10 protein-coding genes are annotated in these 12,562 nt (G+C 68.6%); 6 read left to right on the top strand and 4 right to left on the bottom strand.

The features are described 5' to 3' along the window. The first annotated feature begins 11 nt into the window (after positions 1-11). Positions 12-743, top strand: coding sequence for a PaeR7I family type II restriction endonuclease (locus ACTG9Q_RS21940; protein WP_455574715.1), 732 nt, complete (start codon positions 12-14; stop codon positions 741-743). Between the two features lie 3 nt (positions 744-746). Here ACTG9Q_RS21940 and rfbD read toward each other — a convergent pair whose 3' ends face one another. Beyond that, complete coding sequence (gene rfbD, locus ACTG9Q_RS21935; RefSeq protein ID WP_455574714.1) at positions 747-1,637, bottom strand: dTDP-4-dehydrorhamnose reductase; 891 nt, start codon at positions 1,635-1,637, stop codon at positions 747-749. Position 1,638: 1 nt separating this feature from the next. Beyond that, positions 1,639-2,622 carry a dTDP-glucose 4,6-dehydratase gene (gene rfbB, locus ACTG9Q_RS21930; RefSeq protein ID WP_455574713.1) on the bottom strand — a complete coding sequence of 328 codons (984 nt, stop codon included), beginning with the start codon at positions 2,620-2,622 and terminating at the stop codon, positions 1,639-1,641. 176 nt (positions 2,623-2,798) lie between these two features. Here rfbB and ACTG9Q_RS21925 point away from each other — a divergent pair, with 176 nt between their 5' ends. From ACTG9Q_RS21925 to ACTG9Q_RS21910, 4 genes are all read left to right on the top strand, one after another. Next, positions 2,799-4,427 carry an LCP family protein gene (locus tag ACTG9Q_RS21925; RefSeq protein WP_455574712.1) on the top strand — a complete coding sequence of 543 codons (1,629 nt, stop codon included), beginning with the start codon at positions 2,799-2,801 and terminating at the stop codon, positions 4,425-4,427. Positions 4,428-4,529: 102 nt separating this feature from the next. Continuing rightward, entirely contained in the window at positions 4,530-5,723 is a 1,194-nt protein-coding gene (locus ACTG9Q_RS21920; protein ID WP_455574711.1) for an LCP family protein, read from the top strand. 10 nt (positions 5,724-5,733) lie between these two features. Next, positions 5,734-6,426: a TIGR03089 family protein gene (locus ACTG9Q_RS21915; RefSeq protein WP_455574710.1), complete on the top strand. Its 693-nt coding sequence runs from the start codon at positions 5,734-5,736 to the stop codon at positions 6,424-6,426. 12 nt (positions 6,427-6,438) lie between these two features. After that, positions 6,439-7,212, top strand: coding sequence for an SDR family NAD(P)-dependent oxidoreductase (locus ACTG9Q_RS21910; protein ID WP_455574709.1), 774 nt, complete (start codon positions 6,439-6,441; stop codon positions 7,210-7,212). Between the two features lie 220 nt (positions 7,213-7,432). Here the strand turns inward: ACTG9Q_RS21910 and ACTG9Q_RS21905 are convergent, their stop codons facing one another. After that, positions 7,433-7,945, bottom strand: coding sequence for a DinB family protein (locus ACTG9Q_RS21905; protein ID WP_455574708.1), 513 nt, complete (start codon positions 7,943-7,945; stop codon positions 7,433-7,435). A 205-nt stretch (positions 7,946-8,150) separates the two neighbouring features. Beyond that, entirely contained in the window at positions 8,151-9,821 is a 1,671-nt protein-coding gene (locus ACTG9Q_RS21900; RefSeq protein WP_455574707.1) for a TROVE domain-containing protein, read from the bottom strand. Between the two features lie 1,258 nt (positions 9,822-11,079). Here ACTG9Q_RS21900 and ACTG9Q_RS21895 point away from each other — a divergent pair. Continuing rightward, complete coding sequence (locus ACTG9Q_RS21895) at positions 11,080-12,555, top strand: serine/threonine-protein kinase (protein WP_455574706.1); 1,476 nt, start codon at positions 11,080-11,082, stop codon at positions 12,553-12,555. Positions 12,556-12,562 lie beyond the last annotated feature (7 nt).

Genomic DNA, 12,562 nt, shown 5'->3' with positions numbered 1-12,562 from the left:
AGGATAAGACTGTGACAGTTACCCGCAAAGACTTGAAGACAGCAATTGACGCGTACTGGGGGGCCAAAGACGCACAGTTGGCCATGTCACGTATCAGGAACGCCATTGGCTCCGGAACAGCGGGGTCAGTACGCAGCGGAAAGCACTTCGACCCCATCGCCGCACTCTTGGCCAAGTTCTTTCTCGATGCTGGATATCCAGCAGAGTCCATCAGGGTCACCAAGAAGCAGGGCCTCGAGCTACCCGGATACTACAGACCGACGAAGCAATGGGACGTCGTGGTCGCGTACCAGGATACTCTCGTCGCGGCCTTTGAGCTCAAAGCTCTGGGCGGGCCATCATTCGGCAACAACTACAACAACCGCATCGAAGAGGCATTGGGCAGCGCAACAGATGTCCGGCGCGCTATTCTTGCAGACCTGTTTCCAGGCGAGGAGCCCTGGCTGGGCTTTTTCTTGATCATTGAAGACCGGGAAGGTTCACGCAGGCCGGTACGAGTGGGGAAAGGTGGGGCTTTCCCAGCCGACGAGGCCTGGCATGGTCTCTCCTACCAGGGGCGCGCGGCGCTGTCGTGCGACCGGCTCGTGAAGGAGAGGCTTTATGACGCGATCTGCTGTATCGCATCGTCACCCTCCGACGCCGAACCCAACGAGTTCGACGAACGCCATAATTGGCTCCGGTTCAGCTCGGCGATCGAAGCCCGAATCAGTTACCTCCAAAAGCTCGGCATTCCACAACTGTGACCGCTAGGGCTTGAACCCCGCCGGGTGCGCGGCGAACGCGGCGGTGAGGGCGTCGTGCCAGGGGGGCAGGGGGGTCAGGCCCGCTGCCTGCCAGGATGCGGTGGACAGCACCGAGTACGCCGGGCGCTTGGCGGCGGAGGGGTACTCCGCGCTCGTGCACGGGGACACGCGCGCGGGGTCGGCGCCCAGTTCGGTGAAGACGGCGCGGGCGAAGTCGAACCACGTCGTCTCGCCCGCCGAGGTGCAGTGCAGCACCCGGGACGCGGGCGGCGACCCGGCGGCGATCGTGCCCGCCAACTCGACCAGGCCGCGCGCCAGGTCCGCGGCCCACGTCGGCGAGCCGCGCTGGTCGTCCACAACGGACAGGCTGTCCCGCTGGGACTCCAGCCGCGCCATCGTCTTCACGAAATTGGACCCGTACGCGCTGTACAGCCAGGCGGTCCGGACGACCCACGCGCGGGCCCCGGAGCCCAGCACGGCGTCCTCCCCGGCGAGCTTGGTGATCCCGTACGTCCCCTGTGGACCGACAGCGGAATCCACCTCGTACGGCGACGTGGCGTCCCCGGGGAACACGTAGTCGGTGGAGAGGTGGATCAGCGGCACGTTGCGCGAGGAGCAGGCCGCGGCCAGGACCCGGGGCGCGTCGGCGTTCACCGCGAACGCCCGCGCGGGCTCGGACTCGGCCTTGTCCACCGCCGTGTACGCCGCGGCGTTGATCACCACCGGCGACCCGCCCGACGCCGCCACCGTCGCCACGGCCTCGATGACCGCGCCCGCGGTGGTCACGTCCAGCTCGGCGGACCCGGGCGCGTGCACCGTCACCGATTCCGAGGCCAGCGCGGCCAGCTCACGGCCGAGCTGGCCGCTGCCGCCGGTCACCAGGAGCGCGAGCACGTCAGACCCCGGCCCGCGAGCGCAGCGGCTCCCACCACGCCCGGTTGTCCCGGTACCAGGCCACGGTCGCGGCCAACCCCTCGGCGAAGGGCACCCTGGGCGCGTAGCCCAGCTCGGTGCTGATCTTGGTGATGTCCACCGAGTAGCGCCGGTCGTGGGCCTTGCGGTCGACGACCGGCTCCACCATCGACTCGTCGGTGCCGGTGGCCGCCAGCAGCAGCGAGGTCAGCTCCCGGTTGTTCAGCTCGGTCCCGCCGCCGATGTTGTAGACCTCGCCCGCGCGCCCGCCGTCGGCGACCAGCTGGATGCCGTGGCAGTGGTCGTCCACATGCAGCCAGTCACGGACGTTGAGGCCGTCGCCGTAGAGCGGGACCTTGCGCCCGTCGAGCAGGTTGGTGGTGAACAGCGGGATGACCTTCTCCGGGAACTGGTACGGCCCGTAGTTGTTCGAGCACCGCGTCACGCACACCGGCAGCCCGTGGGTCCGGTAGTACGAGCGCGCGATCAGGTCCGAGGACGCCTTGGACGCCGAGTACGGCGAGTTGGGCTCCAGCGGGTGGGTCTCCGGCCACGACCCGACCTCGATCGAGCCGTACACCTCGTCGGTGGACACGTGCACGAACCGCCCGACGCCGGCCTCCAGGGCGGCCTGCAGCAGCACCTGCGTGCCCAGCACGTTGGTGCGGATGAACTCCGCCGACCCGGCGATCGAGCGGTCCACGTGCGACTCGGCGGCGAAGTGCACGACCAGGTCGACCCCGGGCATGACCGAGGAGACCAGCGCGGGGTCGCAGATGTCGCCCTCGACGAAGCGCAGGCGGGGGCTGTCGGCGACCGGGTCGAGATTGGCCCGGTTGCCCGCGTAGGTGAGCAGGTCGAGCACCACGACCTCGGCGTCGGCCAGGGACTCGTACGCCCCGCCGAGCGCTTGCCGCACATAGTGCGAGCCGATGAAGCCCGCACCGCCAGTGACCAGAACCCGCATATCCGTCCCATCGCTCGTCGCTGCGCCAGAGTCTCGCACGCGGACAACCGCGGGCGCTTCCACCACGTTGTTCCTGTAGATGTTGTTCTCATAGATACAGGTAAGGGCGTCCGCACCCCTGGAATCTGGGTAAATTGACGCTGGACGGGTAAGTGGGGGAAATGGGGAGGACCCGCGTGGACGAGCGTGCGCAGGACGCCTGGTCACAGGGCGGCCGGGCGGTGGTGCGCGGGGTGGCGGCGCTGGCATCGGCGAGCGTGCTCGCCGCCGCGGCCTACGGCTGGGTGACCTTCGGCGACATCGACGCCAACACCGTCACCACCGACGTGATCGCCGCCGACGTGGCCGACTCCGGCCCCGAGCCCCTCGACGGCGCGGTCGACCTGCTGCTCGTGGGCATCGACAGCCGCACCGACGCCTACGGCAACCCGCTGCCGCGCGAGGTGCTGGACATGCTCAACGCGGGCGAGTCCGACGGCGAGCGCAACACCGACACCATGATCCTGGTGCACATCCCGGTCGACGGCACGCGCGCGGTCGCCTTCTCCTTCCCGCGCGACTCCTGGGTCGACATCGGCGAGGGCTTCGGCAAGCGCAGGCTCAACTCCGCCTTCGCCTACGCCTACAACGACACCCGCCAGACCCTGCTCGAGCGGGGCGTCGAGGACGCGGACGAGCTGGACGAGCAGGCCACCGTCGCCGGGCGCAAGAACCTCATCGCCGCCGTCGAGCGCCTGGTCGGCCCCGAGCTGCGCGTCGAGCGCTACGCCGAGGTCAACCTGGCCAGCTTCTACGAGGTCACCAAAGCCATCGGCGGCGTCGAGGTGTGCCTGAACGAGGACGTCTCCGACTGGCGCTCCGGGGCGAAGTTCACCGCGGGCAGGCAGGTCATCCAGGGCCGGTCGGCGCTGTCGTTCGTCCGCCAGCGCTACGGGCTGCCCAACGGCGACCTCGACCGGATCGTGCGCCAGCAGGTGTTCCTGGCCGCCCTGGCCGACAAGGTGCTCTCGGCGGACATGCTGACCAGCCCGTCGAAGGCCCGCGAGCTGGTGGCCGCGGTGCAGCGCTCGGTGGTGCTCTCGACCGGCTGGAACCTGTCCCGCTTCGCCTCCCAGATGCAGGGCCTGAGCAGCGGGAACATCGAGTTCCACACGATCCCGACGCGGGGTGACGCGCGCATCGGCGGCGCCGATGTGATCAGTGTCGACCCGGCGGAGGTGCGCGCCTACGTCGAGCGGGTCACCGGGGTGGCCGACCAGGCGTCGACCAGCTCCTCAGCTCCCACATCCTCAGCCCCGACCTCCTCAGCGCCCATCACGACGGCCGGGATCGTGCCGACCTCGGCCACGGGGATCACCGTCGAGGTGCGCAACGGCTCGAACACGCGCGGGCTGGCCGCCGGGGTGCTGGGCACCCTGGCCGGGCTGGGCTACGTCCCGGGCGGGGTCGGCGACGAGCGGGTGCGGGCCGGGTCGATCATCCGGCACGCGGCGGGCGAGGCGGGCAAGGCCAGGACGGTCGCGGGCTCGCTCGGCGGGGCGTTCACCTTCGAGGTGGACGCCACGCTGGCCGCCGGGCACGTCCGGGTCGTGCTGGGCACCAACTTCCAGAACACCGGCTTCCAGAACACCAACTTTCAGGGCGCCAACTTCCAGGGCACCAGCGGGCTGACCGGCCAGACCCCGCTGCGGCTCCAGCCGCCCATCCCGGAGGAGACGCCGACCGCGCCCGCCACGACGACCGCCACGACGACCGGGGCGGCGCCCACGACGGTCGAGGCGGGCTCGGTGCCCTGCGTCAACTGACCCACGACACGATCAGTGATCGATCTCCCGTCCCGCGGTCAACCGGCGGCCTGGCGCGGGCGCGTTGTCTAGGCTCGACAGGGCGGAGGAGGGTGACGGGACGTGACGGAGAGAACCGACCAGGTGCGGGCGCCGGTCGGGCGCAGGGGCCTGCTGATGGCCGGGCGCGGGGTCATCGCGCTGGTGTCGGTGGCGGTCGTGGTGGCGATGGCGGTGGTGTGGGCCCGCATCGACGACTTCCAGGAGAACGTGACCACGACCGACGCCCTCGTGGTCGCCCAGGAGAGCCCGGAGACCCCACCCGCGGACGACGGCGCCAACGACATCCTGCTCGTCGGCAGCGACACCCGCACCGACCTGCAGGGCAGGCCGCTGTCGGCCGCGGTGCTGCGCGAGCTGCGCACCGAGGCCACCGAGACGATCAACACCGACACGCTGATCCTGCTGCGCCTGCCCAAGGGCGGCGGCAAGAGCTACGCGGTGTCCATCCCCCGCGACACCTACGTCGCCGTCCCCGGGCACCGCGACGAGAAGATCAACGGCGCGTTCGGCGTGGTCAAGGAGCTCACCGCGCAGGCGCTGAGGAACGGCGGCGAGGCCGACAAGGCCAAGATCGAGCGCGAGTCCGACAGCGCCGGGCGCACCGCGCTCATCAAGTCCGTCCAGGGGCTGACCGGGGTGCGCGTCGACCACTACGCCGAGGTCACCCTCTACGGGTTCTACCTGCTCACCGAGGCCATCGACGGCGTGGACGTCTGCCTCAACCACGGCACCAGCGACCCGGACTCCGGGGCGAGCTTCCGGGCGGGCCCGCAGACCGTGCGCGGCGGCGACGCGGTCTCCTTCGTCCGCCAGCGCAACGGCCTCCCCCGCGGCGACCTCGACCGCATCGTGCGCCAGCAGACGTTCCTGGCCTCGGCGATGAACAAGGTCCTCAGCGGCGGCACCCTCGCCGACCCCGCGCGCCTGACCGCGCTGGAGGACGCGGTGGCCAAGACCGTGGTCATGGACCCGGGCCTGCACTTCCTCGACCTGGTCAACCAGGCGCAGGCGCTGGCCTCGGGCAAGGTCGAGTTCGTCACGATCCCGGTGACCGGCGTCGGCGTCCGCAGCGACCGGGACCAGAGCATCATCACCGTCGACCTGACCGCGGTGAAGTCCTACGTGGCCGCCCTGGTGTCGGACACGCCGCCCCCGGCCCCCGCCGCGCCGCCCGCGGTCGAGGGCGACGGCCTGGCGGGCGGGCGCCTGCTGGTGCTCAACGGCCGCGCCGCCGCGGCCCCCTGTGTCGACTGATGGAGCTGTTGTGAGCCTGACCGAGCTGCTGCTGCGCCCGCTGTCCCCGGCCCGCCCGGCCGTCACCCACTACGACGACGCCGCGGGCACGCGGGTGGAGCTGTCGGTGGCCACGCTGGCGAACTGGGCGGCCAAGACGGCCAACTGGCTGGTGGAGGAGCACGACATCGAGCCCGGCGACCCGGTGGCCGTGCTGCTGCCCGCGCACTGGCAGACCGCGGGCGTCCTGCTGGGGGCGTGGTGGTGCGGGGCGCACGTGGTCACCGGCGACGCGCGGGTCACCTTCGTGCCCGGCCGCGGCCGCGGCGCCGACGCGGCTGTCGAGGGCAGCGGCAGCGGTGTCGTCGCGGCGGTCTCCCTCGACCCGATGGGCCGGGACCTCGGCGGCCCGGTCGGCGCGGCGGTGGACTTCGTCGGCGAGGCCCGGCTGTTCGGCGACGACTACTCCGGCGCGCCCGTGCCCGACGACACCCCCGCGCTGGCCAGGATGACCGTGGCCGAGGTGCTGGCGGCGGCGCGGGCGCGCGACTGGCCCGACGCGCCGCGGGTGCTGTCGACGCGGGACTGGGCGGTGCCTGACGGGGTGCTGGCCGCGCTGGTCGCGCCGCTGGCCGCGGGCGGTTCGGTGGTGCAGGTGAGCAACGCCGACCCGGCGAAGGTGGCCGCCCACCGGGCGGCGGAACGCGCGACCGTCGATCTTTGAGTGGAGGTTCACGTGCGGTCGTTCCAGGACAAGGTCGCGGTCGTGACCGGTGCGGCGTCGGGCATCGGGCGGGCGCTGGTGCGGTCCCTGCTGGCCGAGGGCGCGCGGGTGGCCGCCTCGGACATCGACGTCGACGGGCTGGTGGAGACCGGCGACCGCGTGCGCAACTACCGGCTCGACGTGGCCGACCGGGACGCCATTTACGCCCACGCCGACGCGGTTGTGGCCGATTTCGGTCGGGTGGACCTGGTGGTCAACAACGCCGGGGTGGCGTTGAAGGGGACCGTGCGGGAGATGTCCGATGAGGACTTCCGCTGGGTCATGGACATCGACTTCTGGGGCGTGGTCCACGGAACCCGGGCGTTCCTGCCGCACCTGGTCGCCTCGCGGGGGCACGTGGTGAACGTGTCCAGTGTGTTCGGTCTGATCGGCGTGCCGACCCAGAGTGCCTACAACTCCGCCAAGTTCGCCGTCCGCGGCTTCACCGAGTCGCTGCGGCAGGAGATGCGCGGCACCGGGGTCGGGGTCTCGTGCGCACACCCGGGCGGGATCAAGACCAACATCGCCCGCAACGCCCGCGCCACCTCCGCCGCCGAGGCCGACGCCTTCGAGAAGACGGCGATGACCTCGCCGGAGACGGCGGCGCGGGTGATCCTCGACGGGGTGCGCAAGGACCGCGCGCGCATCCTCGTCGGCCCGGACGCCTACATAATCGACGCCCTGCCCCGGTTACTCGGCTCGCTCTACCAGCCCTTGGTGACCCGGGTGTTCGGCAACCGGTCCTGACTCGACCACCAGGTCGGCCTCGGCCGCCGGGTAGTGCCACGCGCCGCCGCAGCCCAGGGGGCACGGGTGCTCCATCTCGCGCAGCACGAACCCGCCGGCCGTGGGAATGGCCTGATGCCACCGCAGGACTCCCAGGCCGTCGCAGTGCGGGCATGTGCGACCGGTCACACTGCCCAGGGTCCCGGCTGGTGCTGGAACCCGCAAGAGGCAGTCGTGCCGGTCAGCCCATGGTCTTTTGACCGTCAAGGGATTCCCGGATGATGTCGGCGTGCCCGCAGTGCTGCGCCGTCTCCGCCGCGATGTGCATGAAGACCCTGCGTGCCGACCGCGTGGCCCCCACCTCGAACCACGGCGCCTCGGGCAGCGGGTGGGTCAGGTCGAGGTCGACAGTGGCCACCAACTCGTCGGTGTCCTTGGCGATCTCGTCGTACCAGGCGAGCATGTCGGCGACGGTTTCGGTGGCGGACAGCGTGAAGTTGTCCCCCCAGCTCTCGAAATCACCATCGAACGCCATCGCCTGCGGTCCCTCGACGATGAACCGCCGCCACCGCAACTCCACGGTCGCAACATGCTTGATCAACCCGCCGATGGTCAGCTCACTCACCGTGGTCCGCTCACGCGCCTGCCCGTCGGTCAGGTTCTGCGCCGTGAACCGCAGGAAGTGCCGCTGCGCCCGCAGCGTCTCCAGGATGTCGGCCCGCTCACCGGTCAGCGTGGTCTCCAGGCTGGTCATGTTGATCGCCCCTCTCTGTGTGTCTCAACGCAACAGTAGAGGTCATTGCGGACACCTTCGGTCCTCAGCCAAACTCGATTGCCCCACCACGCCGCCATCACCACCAAGGCCGACACCCACCGCACCCACTGGCTCAACGGCTGGCGAGAAAGAATGCCGCCCCCGCGCTCGACCACCGAAGTGGGGAGCGCGGGGGCGGCGGTACTCAGAACGGCCAGTCGGCGTTGCGGCCTGCCTCCAGCAGCGGGACCATGCGGAACGCCGCGTCGGTCAGTCCGCCGAACGTGTGCCGGTTGGCCACGCCCGACGGGGTGTGGCCCATGCGGTATCCGGCTAGGTTCCACGTGTAGAGCGGCATGGTCGCAGGTACCGCGCTGTTGACGTGACCGGTGGTCTGCTCGTCGGTGAGGATCAGCAGCCGGTCGTGGAATCGGGGACGCAGGTGCGCGCGGATCGCGCCGGGAGTGTCGGTGCCGCCGCCGATGAAGTACCCGTCGGACTGCCACCGGTCGACCGACCGCAGCAGCGACTCACCCTTGCGCAGTGGGAACACCTTGGTGGCGGCGGCGCCCCCGTAGCCGTTGCTGAACGACACCACGTCGGCATGCGCGCAGCGCGCCGCGACAGCCAGCCCGAACACGACGGCGGCGTCCCAGCGCATGAGGGTGCCGTTCTTGCTGAACCCGGCGTTCATCGAACCGGAGGTGTCGATGAGCACCAGGGTGCGGCCTGCCAGGGCGGGCACGGTGGCCAGCGACGCGGTCAGCGCCTTGTCGAGGGCGTACCCCCACCGCAGCGACGGCGCCGCCTTGTGGGCGGACAGGAACCGCATCGGGAGCTGCCGGGACTTGGCGACCTGCGCGGGGTCGGCGAGACGCGCGCACACCTGCTCGGCGACCTCGTCCGACACCCCGGCCTGGTCGAAGTTGCGGAGGTTCCGCAACAGCGCCATGTAGCCCATGGACGGGATCATCGCCTCCCACGCGCGGGCGGTCAGCGGGCCCTGCAACCACCCCGCCAGTGCCTCCCACGTCATGCCCGCCTGCCGCAGCAGGGACACCGCGGTCTCCAGTTCGGGCCGGGCGAACAGCTCGCGCCGCTTCTCGACCGGCCACGCCATCAGCTCCGCGCGCGCGGCCAGCGTTGCCAGGGACGCCGGGATGGGGTTGTCCCGTCCGTGGCGGCGGTCGAGGGCGTGGGCGAACAGGTCGCCCTGCCACTCCGCGCGCGGGCTGGGGTGGACGAAGTCGACGACGTCACCCATGCGCCAGCCGCGCGAGTCGCTGTCCCACTTGAGCAGTGACCGCTCGTCGTAGAGGCGGGCGACCGCGTCGGCGACGCCGCGCTTGACCGGCTTCGGCACGTTGCGGCCGTGGACCGACGTCCAGTAGGCGAGCAGCTCACCCGGCTCGTCGGCGCGCTGGAGCACGCTGTCGATGACGGCGCGGTTGCTGATGGTGGAGTAGGAGAGGTTGTCGCCCTCGAACTGCCCGGCGGCGTCGGCGGTCTCGTGCCGGCGGGCAGGCCGGGTTCCGGCCACCGCGAGGCGGGCGCGCACGTACTCCGCGGCGCCCACGATCGAGGCGGTGCGCATGTTGCCGTCGGTGCGGAGCCAGCGGAGGAACCGGGCGGTCCAGTCCGGGTGCTCGACCGCGGCCCGCGCGACGAGCTCGGCGTAGCGGGTGTCCCGCTTGTCGGCGGACTCGTAGAAGGTGTTCTCGCCGACCATGTTGGCGACGGCGAGCAGGAACAGCTCCGACCGGGTGTCACGGGCATGGCCGGACCCACCCTCGTGGGTGAGTCCACTGGGGACGGCCTCGGTGACCACGGGAGAGAACACGGCCGCCTTGATGGCGGCGATGTTGAACCTGGCCATCTCACCCCTTCCAGGGAAGGGGAGCAGCAACGACAGGCGTGGCCCGAGATCAAAGTCGGTGGCGGTGACATAGGCGCTCTGCCACCTGAGCTACAGCGGCGAACCGCTGACGGGACTCGAACCCGCGACAACCCCATTTACAGTGGAAGTAACCGCTACCTGCGCACCGGGCACACAGCCTGTCGTTGTGGCTCCCGAGATCAATGTCGCCCCACGGCGTGGTTTCAGTGGAAGTGAAGTAGCCGTGGAGCTTCGCACCGGGAGTGCCGCGGCAGCGTATCCCACCCATCTCACGGAGTTCCACCCATAAACGAGAAGCCGCCCCGCGCGCACCCACCGAAGTGGAAGCGCGGGGCGGCTGCGACAGGCCGCTGGCTCTAGCCCTTGAGCAGTGCCCGCGCCATGACCATGCGCTGGATCTGGTTGGTGCCCTCGTAAATTTGGGTGATTCCTCTCCTGAGCTTTCCGACCTCGGCGTCCTCCAGCGTGGACGGGCTCTGAGCTGCGGAGATGTTCTCGACACTTCTCGCCGGTTTCCACCGCTACCCGACCTCTGACGGCCTGGCCACGGCCTGATCTTGAACCGCCCGCCGGGGTGCGCTGCTGCTCTCGGCGGGCTGCTCGCCGTCCAAGCTCGGTCTCCCGGTAGGGCCGTGGAGCGGGCTTCGGCCGGGCCTTCCTCGCGGCCTTCCGCCGCTTCGGCTCCTGGTAGGTCCCGCGGTCCTCGGTGAGGGCGTAGCGGGTCCACATGACCATCTGGTTAGGCCCTGGATCACGACGGCTGGCGCGCATGTGTGCTCCCTGGTGAGTCGACCGGCGGAGTCGGAATCCGTTGGGCTTGCTCGCCCCCTTGCTTCCTGCTCCTGGCCGCTCCTAGCGCTGGGAGTGCGGTGTCAAGGGTGGAGCTGTGCTCCATCGCGCAGCGACGCCGCAGGCGCCCTTGATGCCGTGCTCCCGGCGTTAGACGATCGCGGCGATGAGGGAAGCCTCTGCCCTACCTCTTGCTTCCTAGCCGTGCCGCCTGCGTGGCGCGGCGCGCACTGGACCGGCTCCGCCGGGGCCTGCCGCGCGCCAGCGCGGGCGTGAGCGAAGCGGGAGCCCGCGCCTTGGCGCGATGACCAGGCCGCTGCGATGCCAACGGGACAGGCCAACTCGCGCCGCGACGCGCAGGCGGCGCGGCCTTGATCCCATAGAGCCAACTTCGGCAGTGCTACGACGCTTCCCAAGACGACGGCGTGACCTATGGCACAATCGTACAATGCAGTCGTCTTACAGGCTTGAGAAGCACGAATGGGTGCTTGGCGATCCGCTAGGTAGCGGCGGTTATGGTCACGTCTACTCCGCCAACGCAGAGGGTATCGATGGCGCGCTAAAGATGGTGCCGAAAGTTCCAGGCGCTGAGCGCGAAGCTCTTTTCGAGCTTCCAGAAGCTCGGAACGTGGTCCCGATATTGGATCGCGGCGAGACCGAAGATCACTACATCATCGTGATGCCACGGGCAAAGTGCTCGTTGCATGATTGGCTCAAGCAAACAAATGGACCAGTCGCCTTTAAAACGGCCGTGGAAGTTCTTATAGATATCGCCGAAGCGCTTGCCAGCATTGGAGATCAGGCGGTACATAGAGATATCAAGCCTGGGAATATTCTTCTTCTAGAAGAAAGATGGTGCTTGGCCGACTTTGGAATCGCTCGATATGTTGAGGATGACACGAGCACTCATACTCGCAAGATGGCAGGTTCAGCCCAATACACCGCACCTGAGCGTTGGAGGAGCGAGCGCGCAGTTCCCGCGTCAGACATTTACTCGCTAGGCGTTGTGGCGTTCGAAATGCTTACCGGAAACCGACCTTTCCGTGGACCGTCAGCGAGTGACTATCGCGACCAGCACCTATTTGGTGACCCTCCAGAGATGAACGAAGTTCCGGTAGCTATAGCAACTCTCGTCGAGGAGTGCCTCTATAAGAGACCTGAGGCGCGACCCACGGCAGCAAATCTTGTAGCTCGACTGAACACCATCATGCGGTCCAACCCATCCCCTGCATTCGCTAAGTTGCAAGAGGCGAACCGTAGAGAAGTTAGGAAGATCGCTACCGAGGCGCGAGCAACTCTGATGACCCAACTTGAGAATGAACGACGAAACGAGTTGCGGGATATCGCCTATCGCAAGGTAGGGAAGATCATTACCCGCCTATTCAATGCTGCTGTAGAGGCCGCCCCTCTGGGAGTGTTGTCGGAGCTGCCGAATGAGGGGGTCGCATTCATACTTGGAGCTGGCCGATTGCGCTATAGTGGAATGCACGACTCGCGGGACCTCGCGTGGCATGAAGCGCCATTTGATGTCATCGCGCACGCTGCATTAATCGTTCGTGTCGGCGACGATAGCGATGATCTCGACTATCGAGGACGTTCGCATGCAATTTATTACTGTGACGCACAGGAAAAGGGTGCGTTTAAATGGTTCGAATTTGCGTTCGGGCTAGCGACTGAGAGCGAACGTTCTATCTTTCCTTTCGCTATGGTGCCAGATCTTCAGGTCGCCAGGATGCTAAACCAAGGCTCCAAAGCTACGGGTATAGCGCGGCCGGTCGTTGCATTGGAGGACGGCCAGTTAGACGAGTTTGTCGAGCGATGGCTATGTTACCTCGCTGATGCTGTCAGCGGCTCCATTGCTCGACCACGTCTTCCTGAAGGTAATCCCGCCGGTTCCTGGCGGATTGATGGCCGTGAACCATAGTAGGCGA

It is taken from the genome of Actinokineospora lacus (genome assembly GCF_053813445.1).
Note: the sequence above shows the minus strand (reverse complement) of the source record. Positions and strands in the feature narration are given on the sequence as shown.

Coding starts and splice junctions, on each gene's coding strand:
- ACTG9Q_RS21895 (WP_455574706.1), top strand. CDS start 11,080: ATGCAGTCGTCTTACAGGCTTGAGAAGCACGAATGGGTGCTTGGCGAT.
- ACTG9Q_RS21905 (WP_455574708.1), bottom strand. CDS start 7,945: ATGACCAGCCTGGAGACCACGCTGACCGGTGAGCGGGCCGACATCCTG.
- rfbB (WP_455574713.1), bottom strand. CDS start 2,622: ATGCGGGTTCTGGTCACTGGCGGTGCGGGCTTCATCGGCTCGCACTAT.
- ACTG9Q_RS21900 (WP_455574707.1), bottom strand. CDS start 9,821: ATGGCCAGGTTCAACATCGCCGCCATCAAGGCGGCCGTGTTCTCTCCC.